This is a genomic window from Maribacter sp. Hel_I_7 (assembly GCF_000688315.1).
In the GTDB taxonomy this organism is placed as follows: domain Bacteria; phylum Bacteroidota; class Bacteroidia; order Flavobacteriales; family Flavobacteriaceae; genus Maribacter; species Maribacter stanieri.
Genome location: NZ_JHZW01000003.1, coordinates 978413 through 992572 on the forward strand (window position 1 = coordinate 978413; position 14160 = coordinate 992572).

Here is a 14160-nt window from a genome sequence, read left to right on the forward strand (position 1 = left end):
AATAAGTGCAACCAAAGGAACATTTATTTTTCGGCGAGTTGATGTAGCTGCAATTCAAGTAATATGTTTCATCAAAGAACCAAGCCTCCGCATCAACTCGCTCAAAGTATACTATGCCGTATCAAGAAAAAAAGAGGGCATAAAATAGAATTCTCCTGAGGAGGATTTTATTTTGTGAGCCAGCCATAGCGTTGGACTTAAACATAGAAGAACTTAATGCCAACGCTACAGCTCGCTCAAAATCCTAAAGATTCTTAATCTTCAGAATTTATGCCGTATTTGACATAATGTTAAAAGTGCCTAAAGAAAAACTTCAATTAAGCCGAGAGGTTAGCAAGGACTAAGAATTTTGATCACGAGATTTTTTGATTGATTACAAATCAATTAAAAAAGCTGCGAGTTAAAGCTGCGAGTTTATGCGGCTGCAAATTTTAGCTGTTGCGACAAGCTGACGAGAATATTGTAATAAAAAATCTTGTATATATTTCCTCGAATACTCAAATTTTAAATAAATCTAAAAGGCTACCCGGTAAAACGAATTTGACATAATATCTGCCGATATGAACCTAAAGGCATCATATCTGATATTATATCAAATGCAAGCATGCGCCGTTTTACACAACTAGTTATTTTGTACTATAATGTTCCGCGTTATGTAACTTGAGCTTTGGTTAAAAGCGAAAGTTTCTACTTTTTTCCTTGTTTTTTTCTTTCTAAAAACTTTCTTCTAAAGGTAATGGAACACTTATTATACGAGCCGACGGTAGGAGGGGAGTGTAATGTGTGTGAAATGGTTTTAACCTCAATTAATTAATAGAGGTCCTAAACTCCTTAGGGGAACGCCCTACTTTTTGTTTGAACAACCGACTAAAGTGTTGCGGATATTTAAAACCTAGTTCATAGGCGATTTCACTCACTGATTTGTTAGGGTCGAATACTTTTTCCTTAGCTACATCTATCAATTTTGCTTGAATAAATTCTTGGGCAGATTTGCCGGTTTCCTTTTTAACCAGATCACCAAAATAATTGGAAGATAAATGAAGCTGATCCGCAAAATATGCTACTGAAGGTAAACCATTAATTTTTGGCTTTTCCGATGAAAAATATTGAGAAAGTAGATGATCAAACTTCTCTAAAGTACCCTTATTCACTACTTCACGTGTAATGAATTGCCTGTCATAAAAACGAAGGCAATAGTCTAAAAATAGCTCAATATTGGTCACAATCAGTTTCTTGCTATGTTTATCAATGGGCTGTTCCAATTCAAACTGAATTTTTTCCAATAAACTCAAGATTAGCTTTCGCTCTTTAGCGGATAAATGCAAAGCCTCATTACTTGAGTACGCAAAGAAATTAAATTCGTGAATCTTTTTTGCCAAACTTGTACCCAGCAATAGGTCTGGGTGAAAAAGCAAAGCATAGCCTTTGGGTACAAAACCCGGTTCATAACCGCCAAGTTCAATAGTCTGGTTGGGCGCCATAAAAACCAAAGTACCTTCGTCATAATCATATGAGTTACCTCCATACTTTAATTTACAGCCCACGGCATCCTTCAAAAAAATAGCATAACAGCTGTAATGAAATCCGTCGTTCTTCTGATTGGTATATCCGGTTTGGTTTACCTTTTTAAAATCGACAATACCTACCAAAGGATGCAGAACTTCGTAATTTCTCAATTTAAAGTAGTCTACAATGGTTTTAATTTCTAAAATATTCTTCACGACTCATTGTATTTGAAATAAAGATAACCTATTGATGATCACATCATCAAGCTACATATGTATTATCTGTAATTTTGGTATAAACATCCGTTATTTGGGTAGTACCGCACCTAAGTTCTTCCCCTAATTTTGGCATTGTAATCACGTACAATGAAGAAGATAGGAACTTTAATGTTATTGCTGTTATTAAGTACTGCTAATGCGCAGGAAAATGCAAAAGATAAAAACTATAGGTTTTTAGATGACTTTAGAGGAAGTGCAAGTATAACCCATAATGGCGTTTCATTAGTTCCTTCTTTTTCTTTAGATGATCCCGCTTTGCTGTTCGATTTAAAATTCACCAAAAAAAAGTTAAGTTTTGAGCCTGACATGCGTTTTTCTCTCGATGCCAAACCGTGGACTATGCTTTTTTGGTTTCGCTATAAGGCGATTGAAAAAGAAAAGTTTTCACTGAGGGTAGGGGCGCATCCCGGACTGAATTTTAGAACTGTAAATGTTATTAGAAACGGAAATACCGAAGAACTTTTAGAATCTAGAAGATATTTAGGTGCCGAAGTGGTACCCAGCTATAAATTATCAAAGCATACTAGTATTGGTATGTATTACCTGTATGCCCGCGGTTTTGATGAAGGGGTAAAAGAAACTAATTTTTTGGTGCTTAATGCTACCTTTAGTCAAATTCCCATTTCAGAATCGTTTTATATGAATTTTACACCACAAGTTTACTATCTTACCTCTGACGATCTCACCGGATATTATACCTCAGCGTTCTTGACCATTGGTAAAGAACAATGTCCATTTTCGTTGACAGGTGTTGTAAATAAAGGCATAAGCACCCAAATATTGCCCGATGATGATTTCACTTGGAGCGTGCTATTGAACTATAGCTTTCCAACAAAGAGAAAGATTTAAGAAAAGGCATACCCTTATTAAAATGACTACAAAAACAAAGTAATACATGATAAAGCTAAAATATACATTAGTACTTACAAGCATACTTTTATGTATTGGCTGTAATGAACAAAACAAGCAAATAGCAGATACTCCTGTTGAATCAAATGATATTATTTCTATTCAAAAACAGGGGACTTTTGCCGTTGGTGGTTCGGTTAAGCAAAGTCCAGGCTCTTTTGACCCCATTGCCCATGGTGCTTTTAATCCCACAAATCAAAGTACCGAAGGGCAGACCTTGCATGGTGACCACGCATCGGTATTTTATCAAATTCCTACGGAACCGCGTAAGCTTCCTCTAGTGTTTTGGCACGGCTACGGTCAGTCCATGCGAACTTGGCAAAGCACTCCAGATGGCAGGGAAGGATTTCAAAGTATATTCCTTAAAAAACGGTATCCTGTCTATTTATTAGATCAACCCAGAAGGGGATTGGCAGGACAAAGCTTAGAACCAAAAACATTGGAAGCTAAAACTGAAGACCAACTGTGGTTCGGCATATTCAGAATGGGCGAGGGTAAACGTTTTTATCCGAACGTTCAATTTTCTAAGGACCCTGAAGCTTTAAATCAATTCTTCCGTAGTAGTACTCCAGATACGGGACCTTTAAACATCAATCTTAATATTGAAGCGGTTTCTCAATTATTCGGAAAAATTGGTGACGGAATCCTTGTTACCCATTCCCATAGTGGCGGACAAGGTTGGAGTGCCGCTCTAAAGACCAATCGAATAAAAGCTATAGTAGCGTACGAACCTGGTAGTAATTTTGTTTTTCCGGAAGATAACATTCCTGAGCCCATTTCTTATGTGGGCGGAACATTACGTGCTAAAGGTGTTTCTATGGAAGAGTTTCAAAAACTGACCAAGATTCCTATTGTAATTTATTATGGGGATTACATCCCTGAAACTGAGGTTGAAAACCCTGGTCAAGACCAATGGCGTGCCGCTCTTTCTATGGCTCGTAAATGGAAAAAAACCGTAAATGACGCTGGTGGTGACGTTACTTTAGTAGTGTTACCAGAAATAGGAATCAAAGGAAATACACACTTTCCCATGTCCGATTTAAATAATCAAGAAATAGCCGATGTGATGTACAATTGGCTAGAAGAAAAGAAATTAAACTAAAAAGAAATGAAAAATCTAATTACAACAGTACTGTTTATGCTTCCTATTTGCATTTTTGCCCAAAATACGGACTACAAAGTGTCTTCATACAAAGACGAGGGCTTCAAGGCACCCAATACGCATTATATTGGCGAAGCTTGGTTGAACGGTGTATTACAGGCTGATGATGAAACCGACTTTAATATTACCAAAGCCACTTTTAAGGCTAATTCTACGTTAGACTGGCATAAACATTCAACCTCTCAAGTTCTTATTTACGTAGACGGTGAAGGTTATTATCAAGAAAGAGGAAAAGACCCTGTGATACTTAAAGCAGGTGATGTGATCAAATGTGATAAAGAAACAGAGCACTGGCATGCTTCCACTAAAGATAGTGATGTTACCTATTTAGCAATTTATGGAGGAGGACAACCCACCACATGGACCGAAGTGGTAACACAAGAATATTATGATAGTGTTGCCGATCAACTGAACGACTAATTCACCACTAATGAAAGTAACGTCATCAAGACCAGTACCTATCATGCGTTTAAAAAATATCTTTCGCACGGCGAATATATTCGTCGGGTTAGTATTATTTATCAGCTGTCAATCAATAGCGCAACAAGCAACATCAGACAATGCTTTATCCAACCAAGAGAAAAGTATGATCAAAATTGCAAGTCACACTGCCCAAGGCAATTTATCTCAGCTCAAGGATGTTCTCCATGAAGGATTAGATCATAAGCTAACCGTGAATGAAGCCAAAGAGGTATTGGTTCATTTGTACGCCTATGCCGGGTTCCCAAGAAGTATACGCGGTTTGCAAACACTTTTAGTAGTACTGGAAGAAAGGACGGCTAAAGGTATAGAAGATGAATGGGGCCCAGAAGCCACAACTATTGACGATTCTAGAAGCAAATATGAACGAGGAAAGACTATTTTGGAAGAACTTGTTGGACGACCGTTAGATGGAAAACCAGAATACCAAAAGTTTTCACCCGAAATGGACAGGTTTCTTAAAGAGCATTTATTTGCGGATATTTTTGAGCGAGATGTGCTTACCTATAAACAACGTGAACTGGTGACCATTTCCGTCATTGCAAGTTTGGGAAGTTTAGAGCCTATGCTAAGAAGCCACTTAAACCTTTCATTGAACGTTGGCTGGCAAGCCGAACAATTGAAAGAGTTTACTGAAACCTTAGTGATTACTACAACTGAAGACAATGTTTTTGCAACAAAAACAGTCCTTACAGAAGTATTGAAAAGACGAACTGAATAAAAACAACCATGAAAAATACTGGATACTATACTATTGCCATTTTACTGATACTTTTGACAGCATGTAATACGCCAAAGGAAAGTAAAAAGGAAGTTCAACTTTTCGAGAAAGGGACTAAAATAGAAAATTCGAATTTTACAGGTACCGCATGGTTAAATATGTTGGCAGCACCGGACAGTTTAAATACCATGTATGCCGGTTTGGTTACTTTTGAACCCGCTGCACGTACCAATTGGCATTCACATCCGGCAGGGCAAATATTAATCGTAACCCAAGGTGAAGGTTACTATCAAGAAGAAGGAAAACCCAAACGTATATTACGCATTGGAGAGACGATAAAGTGTTTACCAAATATTAAACATTGGCATGGTGCCGCTCCAAATTCCGAGTTTGCACATATAGCAATTTCAAGTCGCGATAAAGGACCCGCGCAGTGGTTTAAACCGGTTTTAGACGAAGAATATAATGGTATCTGAATAATTTTCTATTCAAAAGTAGTTTCTAAAATGTTGGTTATTGAAGTAAACGTTATGGCCTAAGAGAATTTTAGCTAAACAATAGGCGAGGGGAGCGGCCATATTCTAGATGGCTGGTTATAAGGTTTGTTGACCATCTTAATGTTTCAAAGAGTTCAAAGTGGTCTTAAGAGTTAAAATGATTTCTAGAATATAGCGACTTAGCCGTACATTGTTTCTAAAATTATCTGTAAGCCTTGATTTTTTTGTTTCTTTTTTTATCAAGAAAAAAAGATAAATAAAAACGCTTACGCGTACAATGCTGAAAAGTCTATTTTACATAATGTTAGGAACACATTCAAAAAAACTTCAAACAAGACGAGAAGTAGCAAGGGCTAAGAAATTATCTCGCAGAGTAATTTTTAGCTGTTGCGGCAAGCTGACGAGAATGTCGTAGAAAAAAATTTTGCACACATTTCCTCGAATACTCAAATTTTGAAAGAATCTAAAATGCTAGCTTTTAAATGGCGTTGGCAAGCGGTGGCAAATTGTGTTTAAAATAAATTGCCTGAGCAATTTGATTTTAAAAAGCAATCGAGCGTTTGGCAGCGGCTATTTTACATAACGGCAAATTATGGTACAAATGAAAATATGCGTCGCAGACACCGCTTAAAAAAGTTTAATGACCCTGTTGTAAGTTTTAATCGATTCTCAGAGCTTGAGGGATATTTTATATAATATAGAATTATAGCTTACAAACGTATATTCTTTTGTGTGTTTCAAATGCTATACTTTGTACTATAATTTATATTATGTAAAATAGACTTTTTGAATACTCCACTACCGATAATACTTTTATGCATAAAATAATTGCTAAAATATCTGAATCTGCGTAGACTTCTGTAGACTTCTATCTGTTTAAAACATACAGTGCTACATCCTGTTCCAGGTCGTAGAGTTCTTCTATTTGGCGTTCCACATCATTTATACTTTCGTGTATGGAAATATCATTCATTTTTAGAATTGCCAACAATGAATCTGTTTTGGTTGCAGCCTGATTAATATTCGTTCTCAAATTTTCCTTTTTAACGAAACCACTATGAGTTTGCGGTTCACACAAATAAGATTCCAACTTCATTTGTAATTGCCCTACCGATTTTCTTTTTTGTTCTAATTCGGTTAGTACAACTACTTTTTTACTACTCTTTGAAATCTCCATAAACCAATTTATTTTTATATACAACGAAGCGTAATTCAATTGATTGTATAAAAAAGCTGTTCACAATATTTTACATAAAAAAAACCGCTCAGTACTGAGCGGTTTTAATTCTTATAATTTTAGTTGTACTAGAAAAGACTTTTTGCTTTATTTAGTACACTACCGGCATCACCGCCCACTAGTCCGCTAAGATTATCTAAGCTAAAAGCTGCATCTCCTTCCTCGTTCGATAAAAACTTTTCTTTTAGACTATCTACTAATCCCGGTGCTACATTACCTGCTTCCGCTTCTGCTTCAGAGGTACTCATACCTTTGCTTTCTAGTATTTCAGCAAGTTTACCTTTTAAATTCTGAACAATACCGCTGTCTTCAGTGGCATTTCCGTCATTAGAGAATAAGCTTGTAATAGCGCTTAAATCTCCACCACTTATTTTACCCATAAGTTCATTGATAAGTGATGATGCGCCTTCTTCTGCAGCATTGTTAGTTGCTTCAGGGTTTAAAGAATTTGCACTCATTGATTCTTGCAATTTTTGAATTGCCATTTGCTTTAATTGATCTAACATTTGTGTTTATAATTTATAGTTAATAATGGTGTTATTCGTTGTAGCATAAGGTATTGTGTAATGTGATTACCTTATTTAGATAGCCATGGATATTTATAGATTATTCATGAACCATACTTTATTTTTTCAAAAAAAAGCCCTTCATTGCTGACGGGCTTTGTGAAGTTTAATCTATAACTCTTACGTTTACTGCATTTAAACCTTTTTTTCCTTGGGTTAGTTCAAATTCTACTTCGTCTCCTTCGCGAATCTCATCTACTAATCCTGAAATGTGAACGAAATGATCGTCCGTTGAACCTTCTTCTGTAATAAATCCGAAGCCTTTTGCATCGTTGAAGAATTTTACTGTTCCTTTACTCATTGTACTTTAATTAAATATTAATAATTACTGTTATCATTTCAAATATGATGCCACAAATTGAATACAGGTGTATTCATAGATTGCGCTTACTTATAGATTCCAGTAATAATTCTAATTAAATAGATGCTATTCTTCAGACTATACATGCCATACATTTAATGATGCAGAACATCTTATTTAAAAGCGCTAAAGTCAAAAAAATTAGGATCAATAAAAAAATTGCCGTATTTTAGTTTCGTAAAATAATAACAGTGACAACCACACCAAATTTTGTTCTACTTTCTGAAAACAATACCTACTATGTAGAGTATCTAATTGGACACCTTGTTTTAGCCAATAGTATTACGGAAGCTGTAATCTTTGAGTCTCAATCTCAAGCGATTAAATTTCAAAAATATCTATACAAAAATTGTAGTGTTCGCTTTTCTGTCAACACGTTTATTGCATAACCGCTATTCCCTATCACACATTAATGGTTAAATACTTCTTAATTCAGTTCAAAGTATTTAAGCAACAACTATCTTCCCAAAAAAATAATATGAAATACATTGCTATCCTTCTTCTTGTAACTACTATGGTTTCTTGTGGATCTTCTGATGATGCCAAACCTATAGTTGTTGAACCCATTGATTATACTACTATTAACGAAGAAGAAATTAATGCCTATTTAACCGCAAATGATTTAGTATCGGAAACAACTGCTTCTGGATTACATTATATCATAGAAAACCAAGGTGATGGAGCAAAACCAACTGCTACGTCTAACGTAACCGTTGCCTACAGAGGTTATTTTTTAAACGGCAATGTTTTTGACCAAAGTACTGAGGGGTTAGCTATAGGTCTTGATCAAGTTATTGCAGGTTGGACAGAAGGTATTCCCCTTTTCAATGAAGGTGGCAATGGTGTATTGTTAGTACCTTCTCACCTAGGCTACGGTAGTTTTGACTACAGCTCTATACCTGGTGGTTCTGTATTAGTTTTTGATATTGAATTGCTTTCGGTTAATTAAAAGAAAACGCATCTACAGACATCTTTGCAGTACGTACTTTAGTTACAGCGGCAACTTGCTCTGTCCATGCAAAATATAATGTTTCTTCTACCATTTCCATTTGTGGGAATCCAGATTTACGAAAATCCGCCATTTTGGTAATCACTTGTTGTTTTGATGCAGTTCCGTCTTTTCTAACAATCATCGCTTTAAAAAGGGCTGACTTATCATTAGCTTCCATCCAACTCACTACGGCGTTATCCTCATCTGTCCAAAGTACATCTACCCTACCCATAATTATGCCTTCTGCTATTACTATTGGTGCTGTAAATACTTCCCCACCATTTGACGAAAAAGATACTTGAACTTTTGGTGCATTTTCGGCACCGGTAAACCAAGCAACTACCACATTGTTACCCAAAGCATCTACTTTAGGTCCGTTTACCGGGCATCCTTTTATTTGCCAGTTGTCTTCATGTATTGCTTTTGGTGCTGTCCATTCTCCAGCTACTTGACGCACGATACTTATATCACGTATTTCATCTGCTGAACGATCACGGTATATTACTATTGGTCCGTTATCTGTAATTACAGAAGTCGTCTGGCAACAATCGCAAGTTCTAGCATCCAATTCGTACTCTTCTAACATTTCGCCGGTAACAGAAACAACACCTGCACGTAACGACATGGCTCCCCGCTCCCCTACTTCATTTTCTTCTGTATTTCTGCCATCTAGCCAGTTCACAAAAAAATGGTCATTATACGGCACTATACTTACAAAACCATGTTCGGTTGGTGTACCATCGGTATGCAGCGGCAAATCTGTTTTCCATTCGGTCGCACCCTTAGGTTTTACATTCATTTTAATATCATAGGAATATGTACCCGCTGTCGATTTCTTTAATACATGAGACCACAAACTACCATTGTTCTCGGTAATCATAGGGTAATCTGCCCAATTTACAAACCAATCTGTACCAGTCAGTATATTTTTAGAACTTTGCCATTTGCCATCTACCAATTCTGAATATTTCATAGTTGCCAAAGTGTCTCCCGAAGTTTCTACCCATGATAGTAATGCCACATCTTTATTGGACATTAAATGTGGTAATGCGCTACTTTCTTTAGCCGGAGAAGTCAATTCTTCTATCACCTCCACTTCAACTTCATCAGCTGCAGTTGGTTTTGCCGCTTCTTTGCAACCAAACATTAGACTTATGGTTACTAACAAATAATAAATGGATGATTTGCGCATTAGTGTACTGTTCGTAATTTCTCAATCATTTCTGGACTATCCCATTTCAATCCGCCATCAAAACGTAGCACCTGCTCCCCTACTTCATTATATATAAATGTTGCTGGCAAGGCGCTTACATTTTCTTTGGCATACATACCATTGAACTTGATGAATTCTAAGTCGAATCCTCGTGCGTCTTTAAATTTTACAATCTTCTTTACAGATTGATCGGATGCAAATAAGAAAACATAATTTTCTTGTTCCAAAATGTTTTGCGCTTTCTCCATATCGGGCATTTCTTCTATACACGGTCTACACCATGTTGCCCAGTAATTTAACAAGATACGCTTACCCTTGTAGTCGCTTAATTCTATAGGGTTTCCTTCCAAATCTTCATATGTAGCAGAAGGCACCTTTTCAGCCACAGCTTCTGTAACTGCGGTGTTCGGTGTAGTAGTTTTGGCATCTTTGCACCCTATGAAGGTAATTGCTAAAGCCAAGAAAAATAGTGGTCGTAAATACATACCCAAATATAGCATTTCATACTATGATAACATGACCATTAGACACAAAAAAACCGCCCTATTAAGGCGGTTTCTACTATATAACGTATACGTTTTATTTGATCTCTACCAATTCTAACTCAAAGGTTAAATCTTCACCAGCCAATGGGTGGTTAGCATCTACTACGATATCATTTTCGTTTACTTCTGCAACACGTAATTGTCTTTCACTACCATCTGCATTAGTTGCCATAAGTGCCATATCAACTTTTGGCTCCATATCTTCTGGCAATTCTGATTTTGGTACTGTTTGAAAAAGCTCTTTTTGCTTTTCTCCGTAGGCTTCCTCTTTAGCAATTACGATTGTCTTTTTGTCGCTTGGCGCCATATCTAACAATCCTTTTTCAAATCCAGGTATTAAACTACCTTGACCCAATTTTACCTCTAAAGGCTCTCTATCTACTGAGCTATCAAATATTTGACCATTACTTAATTTACCTGTGTAATGTACTACTACTTTGTCGTCTGCTTTTACTTTACTCATACTATAAATTTCAACTATTTCACTTATTTGAGCTGCAAAGGTATTGTTCTCAATAGGGAATAACGAAGATTATGACAAAACCTTCCCTTTTTAGCCTCTTCTTAACATTAAACACTAAAAATCACTGTCAAACTACACATTGCTAATAGATTGACTTCCCCAAAATGTCTTAATTACTAATAACACTTTGGTTTTTAAGAAGGATTAAATGATTTTATTGGGTATATTTAAATGTCAACTTATCAAGCTCAAAACAACATATCATGAAACCATTTTCAGTATTATTTACAATTCTCTTAGCTCTTAGTTCCACTACATTTCAAGCACAGCACAAAATAGGAATTTTTGACGGTCAAATTAGTATTGGTAATCCTAAAGTAAAGGGTTCCGCAACATTTAATTCGGATAACCAAACCTATACTATAGATGGCGCGGGCACCAATATGTGGTTTGAAAAAGATGAATTTCAATATCTATGGACAACTATACAGGGCGATTTTATACTGAGGACTACTGTAAATTTTGAAGGAAAAGGCAAAGACCCACACCGTAAAGCAGGATGGATCATAAAAAATAACCTGGACGATAATTCTGCACATGTAAATGCCAGTACTCATGGTGACGGACTAACATCTCTACAATACCGTAAAACCGTTGGTGGACTTACGGAAGAAATAAAATCTTCTCACGAAAACCCAACTATTATTCAATTAGAACGCCGTGGTACAACCTATATAATGTCTACCGCTAAGTTTGGTGAAGAATTCACTAGTATTGAACTAACCGATATGGATTTGGATAATGAAGTCTATGTAGGCTTATATGTTTGTTCTCACAACCCCAAAATTTTAGAGCGTGCCACTTTTAGTAATGTAAGGATAGTAAAACCTGTTGGAGATGACTACCAAGCATACCGCGAATATATTGGTAGTAATCTAGAGTTTATGGATGTTGAAACCGGACACAGAGAAATTATTTACCATTCTGCACATTCTATACAAGCCCCAAATTGGACCGTTGATGGTAAAAAATTGATTTATAATTCTAAAGGTCGTTTCTATAATTATGAGCTAGAAACCAATTCCATCACCCCTTTAAATACCGGATTTGCCATAAAAAACAACAATGACCATGTTTTAACTTTTGACGGGAAATTGTTAGGCATTAGCCACCATAATCAAGACGACAATGGAGATTCTGCTTTATACTATTTACCAACCAATGGAGACTCTAATCCAAAAATGGTTACAAAACCAGGCGTGGGTGCATCATATTTGCATGGTTGGTCGCCCAATAATAAAGAGATGATTTTTACCGGAGATAGAAACGGGGCATATAATATCTTCACTGTCAATTTAAAATCTGGAAAAGAAGAGCAACTAACAGATTTTCCTACCTTGGATGATGGTCCAGAATACACAAAAAATGGGAAGACCATTTTCTTTAATTCCGACCGTACAGGTACCATGCAATTATATAGTATGAAAGCAAATGGCAAGAAACAAACACAACTGACTTTTGATGATTATAACGACTGGTTTCCACATGTAAGTCCGGATCAAAAATGGATAGCTTTCATCTCATTTCCCAAGGAAATCAAATCTAATGACCATCCTTTTTATAAGCATTGTATGCTACGTATTATGCCAATAAAAGGCGGGAAACCTAAAGTTATTGCTCACATATACGGTGGTCAAGGTACAATTAATGTCCCAAGTTGGTCACCAGATAGCAAGAAAATAGCCTTTATAACCAATACTGATAACTATTAAAGTATTACTATTGATGAAAACACCTAACTAATTAGTCTTCATCTTTATTTACCTTAACACTACCATCGTATTGAATAGCATTCCGGTTTGCCATAGTAACATAAACCGAACTTGATTTGCTTGGATACACATCCATTATAATAGTGTAGCGATCGGACTTGTCCGTGATTTGAAAACTAATGGTATATTTTTGCTTATCGGTATCAAACTCTTGCAAGTAATTATCGGGCTCGCCTTTAAATTCAACACCGCTAGCAGAACCATAACCACCTCCAAATTGTCGTTCGCCGTAGTAAGGTAAATTGGCTGAAACACTATCTCCAAAAACTTTTAAATAACTATTGTTTCCTGATAAGTCTATGCGTGAAATAGTACTGCCCGGAGCAATGAGTCCGTTATTGGCGACTGCATTTAAACTTTGAGTTACCATAGGATTGGCAGATTTAGCCGTAAAGGCAAAATTCTTGGAACTAACTAGTGCATGAATAGGATGTGTATCATCAATCGCTATTTTTGACGATTTACAACCAAGTAATGCGGTAAATACAAATAGTAACATAAGTGAAGTTCTCATAGAAGCTATATTTAATCACCCATTAAGCTACCAATTCTGTGCCAAAGAAGAAATTTAATCTTCAAACTCTTCTTCTTCAAATTCAGTATTAACCAATACCGAATTTTTGAAATTTATAGCTCTGGATTCTTTATAAAATCCTTTAATTAATCGTTGACGTTTTCTATCGGATATATCCAAGGTGTCCAGTCCTCTTATTTTCTGCTTCAATGCTTCTCGTTGTAACATAGTTGCAGTTTCATAGTTAGGCTCAAATTGAAACATTACAGGACCTTCGTCTTCTGCATCTGGTTTTAAATGGGCTGTGTTTTTAGTCTGCGAGTATAACATACTCGAAACCAAAAACGCACAGCATAAAGCTAGCCGCGTTATAATTTTCATATTAATTTCATAAGTGTTCTACGTCTAAATTAGTAACAATTTTTGAAAATTGTTTTTAAACAAGTAACATATTAGAAAATAACATACCAATTAACCGATTAGCTAGAAAATAAGCATTTAAACGGGTTGTCTAAATTTCAAGGTGTATTCCATAAAATCGAATTCAAGCTCAAAAGTTTCCCGAATATGATAGTTTACCAACTTATATTGTTCTGGCTGCATAACTTTAGAAGTTCTCATAAATTCCAATAGCTTTTCGTTTGTCTCGGAAAGCTTCGATATTTTATTCTTTAAATACGCTTTGGTCTCAAAAAGGGCTACCGTAGTAGGTTCATACAAATAGGAATCTACCCTTATTTTAAAATGCTGAATAGTGTTGTAACAACGCTCCAATTTACCTAAACACAAAGATTTGTCTTGTTCATTCTCCATAGCAGTAGATTAAAAAATGAAATTGTGAGAAATTTACTTCAATTTAAGATATCAAGTCCATATTTAAACTAA

General features: G+C 36.0%; 17 protein-coding genes. 7 read left to right on the forward strand and 10 right to left on the reverse strand.

Features of this window, described 5'->3' with window-relative positions; genetic code table 11:
• Positions 1 to 806: 806 nt before the first annotated feature.
• Positions 807 to 1721: a helix-turn-helix domain-containing protein gene (locus P178_RS0115905; RefSeq protein WP_027067145.1), complete on the reverse strand. Its 915-nt coding sequence runs from the start codon at positions 1719 to 1721 to the stop codon at positions 807 to 809.
• A gap of 150 nt (positions 1722 to 1871) precedes the next feature.
• On the opposite strand from P178_RS0115905, the gene P178_RS0115915 reads away from it, so the two are divergent.
• From P178_RS0115915 to P178_RS0115935, 5 genes are read left to right on the forward strand one after another with little or no spacing between them, the layout of a single operon-like run.
• Positions 1872 to 2633, forward strand: a complete 762-nt coding sequence (locus tag P178_RS0115915) for a hypothetical protein (RefSeq protein ID WP_051638335.1) — start codon at positions 1872 to 1874, stop codon at positions 2631 to 2633.
• A gap of 46 nt (positions 2634 to 2679) precedes the next feature.
• The gene (locus tag P178_RS0115920) at positions 2680 to 3795 is read left to right on the forward strand and encodes an alpha/beta hydrolase (protein WP_027067147.1); all 1116 of its coding nucleotides are present in this window, start codon (positions 2680 to 2682) and stop codon (positions 3793 to 3795) included.
• Positions 3796 to 3801: 6 nt separating this feature from the next.
• Positions 3802 to 4275: a cupin domain-containing protein gene (locus tag P178_RS0115925; protein WP_027067148.1), complete on the forward strand. Its 474-nt coding sequence runs from the start codon at positions 3802 to 3804 to the stop codon at positions 4273 to 4275.
• Positions 4276 to 4318: 43 nt separating this feature from the next.
• A complete protein-coding gene (locus P178_RS0115930) occupies positions 4319 to 5056 on the forward strand; it encodes a carboxymuconolactone decarboxylase family protein (RefSeq protein WP_036147448.1) in 738 nt (245 codons plus the stop codon).
• An 8-nt stretch (positions 5057 to 5064) separates the two neighbouring features.
• On the forward strand, positions 5065 to 5532 hold the full coding sequence (locus P178_RS0115935; protein WP_027067150.1) for a cupin domain-containing protein: 468 nt from the start codon (positions 5065 to 5067) through the stop codon (positions 5530 to 5532).
• 889 nt (positions 5533 to 6421) lie between these two features.
• On the opposite strand, the gene P178_RS0115940 is transcribed toward P178_RS0115935, so the two are convergent.
• From P178_RS0115940 to P178_RS0115950, 3 genes are all read right to left on the reverse strand, one after another.
• On the reverse strand, positions 6422 to 6730 hold the full coding sequence (locus P178_RS0115940) for a hypothetical protein (RefSeq protein ID WP_027067151.1): 309 nt from the start codon (positions 6728 to 6730) through the stop codon (positions 6422 to 6424).
• Between the two features lie 128 nt (positions 6731 to 6858).
• Positions 6859 to 7296 carry a hypothetical protein gene (locus P178_RS0115945; protein ID WP_027067152.1) on the reverse strand — a complete coding sequence of 146 codons (438 nt, stop codon included), beginning with the start codon at positions 7294 to 7296 and terminating at the stop codon, positions 6859 to 6861.
• 166 nt (positions 7297 to 7462) lie between these two features.
• Entirely contained in the window at positions 7463 to 7657 is a 195-nt protein-coding gene (locus P178_RS0115950) for a cold-shock protein (protein WP_027067153.1), read from the reverse strand.
• Between the two features lie 538 nt (positions 7658 to 8195).
• Between P178_RS0115950 and P178_RS0115955 the strand changes: the two genes are divergently transcribed.
• On the forward strand, positions 8196 to 8666 hold the full coding sequence (locus tag P178_RS0115955) for an FKBP-type peptidyl-prolyl cis-trans isomerase (RefSeq protein WP_027067154.1): 471 nt from the start codon (positions 8196 to 8198) through the stop codon (positions 8664 to 8666).
• Here P178_RS0115955 and P178_RS0115960 read toward each other — a convergent pair.
• The 3 genes from P178_RS0115960 to P178_RS0115970 all read right to left on the reverse strand — a co-directional run bounded on the left by P178_RS0115960 (position 8659) and on the right by P178_RS0115970 (position 10929).
• The gene (locus P178_RS0115960) at positions 8659 to 9900 is read right to left on the reverse strand and encodes a hypothetical protein (RefSeq protein WP_027067155.1); all 1242 of its coding nucleotides are present in this window, start codon (positions 9898 to 9900) and stop codon (positions 8659 to 8661) included. The genes P178_RS0115955 and P178_RS0115960 overlap by 8 nt on opposite strands.
• The gene (locus tag P178_RS0115965; protein WP_231500558.1) at positions 9900 to 10421 is read right to left on the reverse strand and encodes a TlpA family protein disulfide reductase; all 522 of its coding nucleotides are present in this window, start codon (positions 10419 to 10421) and stop codon (positions 9900 to 9902) included. The genes P178_RS0115960 and P178_RS0115965 overlap by 1 nt, the downstream gene beginning before the upstream one ends.
• 79 nt (positions 10422 to 10500) lie before the next feature.
• Positions 10501 to 10929 carry a peptidylprolyl isomerase gene (locus P178_RS0115970; protein ID WP_027067157.1) on the reverse strand — a complete coding sequence of 143 codons (429 nt, stop codon included), beginning with the start codon at positions 10927 to 10929 and terminating at the stop codon, positions 10501 to 10503.
• Between the two features lie 263 nt (positions 10930 to 11192).
• Between P178_RS0115970 and P178_RS0115975 the strand changes: the two genes are divergently transcribed.
• Positions 11193 to 12701: a TolB family protein gene (locus tag P178_RS0115975; protein WP_027067158.1), complete on the forward strand. Its 1509-nt coding sequence runs from the start codon at positions 11193 to 11195 to the stop codon at positions 12699 to 12701.
• A 31-nt stretch (positions 12702 to 12732) separates the two neighbouring features.
• On the opposite strand, the gene P178_RS0115980 is transcribed toward P178_RS0115975, so the two are convergent.
• From P178_RS0115980 to P178_RS0115990, 3 genes are all read right to left on the reverse strand, one after another.
• Positions 12733 to 13275 carry a DUF4251 domain-containing protein gene (locus P178_RS0115980; RefSeq protein WP_081819462.1) on the reverse strand — a complete coding sequence of 181 codons (543 nt, stop codon included), beginning with the start codon at positions 13273 to 13275 and terminating at the stop codon, positions 12733 to 12735.
• A gap of 54 nt (positions 13276 to 13329) precedes the next feature.
• Entirely contained in the window at positions 13330 to 13605 is a 276-nt protein-coding gene (locus tag P178_RS0115985; protein ID WP_027067160.1) for a hypothetical protein, read from the reverse strand.
• Between the two features lie 168 nt (positions 13606 to 13773).
• On the reverse strand, positions 13774 to 14088 hold the full coding sequence (locus P178_RS0115990; protein ID WP_027067161.1) for a hypothetical protein: 315 nt from the start codon (positions 14086 to 14088) through the stop codon (positions 13774 to 13776).
• Positions 14089 to 14160 lie beyond the last annotated feature (72 nt).

What these genes read in the sequence shown, in the direction of transcription:
- P178_RS0115915 (WP_051638335.1), top strand. Translation starts at nt 1,872, where the DNA reads ATGAAGAAGATAGGAACTTTAATGTTATTGCTGTTATTAAGTACTGCT.
- P178_RS0115920 (WP_027067147.1), top strand. Translation starts at nt 2,680, where the DNA reads ATGATAAAGCTAAAATATACATTAGTACTTACAAGCATACTTTTATGT.
- P178_RS0115925 (WP_027067148.1), top strand. Translation starts at nt 3,802, where the DNA reads ATGAAAAATCTAATTACAACAGTACTGTTTATGCTTCCTATTTGCATT.
- P178_RS0115930 (WP_036147448.1), top strand. Translation starts at nt 4,319, where the DNA reads ATGCGTTTAAAAAATATCTTTCGCACGGCGAATATATTCGTCGGGTTA.
- P178_RS0115935 (WP_027067150.1), top strand. Translation starts at nt 5,065, where the DNA reads ATGAAAAATACTGGATACTATACTATTGCCATTTTACTGATACTTTTG.
- P178_RS0115940 (WP_027067151.1), bottom strand. Translation starts at nt 6,730, where the DNA reads ATGGAGATTTCAAAGAGTAGTAAAAAAGTAGTTGTACTAACCGAATTA.
- P178_RS0115945 (WP_027067152.1), bottom strand. Translation starts at nt 7,296, where the DNA reads ATGTTAGATCAATTAAAGCAAATGGCAATTCAAAAATTGCAAGAATCA.
- P178_RS0115950 (WP_027067153.1), bottom strand. Translation starts at nt 7,657, where the DNA reads ATGAGTAAAGGAACAGTAAAATTCTTCAACGATGCAAAAGGCTTCGGA.
- P178_RS0115955 (WP_027067154.1), top strand. Translation starts at nt 8,196, where the DNA reads ATGAAATACATTGCTATCCTTCTTCTTGTAACTACTATGGTTTCTTGT.
- P178_RS0115960 (WP_027067155.1), bottom strand. Translation starts at nt 9,900, where the DNA reads ATGCGCAAATCATCCATTTATTATTTGTTAGTAACCATAAGTCTAATG.
- P178_RS0115965 (WP_231500558.1), bottom strand. Translation starts at nt 10,421, where the DNA reads ATGCTATATTTGGGTATGTATTTACGACCACTATTTTTCTTGGCTTTA.
- P178_RS0115970 (WP_027067157.1), bottom strand. Translation starts at nt 10,929, where the DNA reads ATGAGTAAAGTAAAAGCAGACGACAAAGTAGTAGTACATTACACAGGT.
- P178_RS0115975 (WP_027067158.1), top strand. Translation starts at nt 11,193, where the DNA reads ATGAAACCATTTTCAGTATTATTTACAATTCTCTTAGCTCTTAGTTCC.
- P178_RS0115980 (WP_081819462.1), bottom strand. Translation starts at nt 13,275, where the DNA reads ATGAGAACTTCACTTATGTTACTATTTGTATTTACCGCATTACTTGGT.
- P178_RS0115985 (WP_027067160.1), bottom strand. Translation starts at nt 13,605, where the DNA reads ATGTTATACTCGCAGACTAAAAACACAGCCCATTTAAAACCAGATGCA.
- P178_RS0115990 (WP_027067161.1), bottom strand. Translation starts at nt 14,088, where the DNA reads ATGGAGAATGAACAAGACAAATCTTTGTGTTTAGGTAAATTGGAGCGT.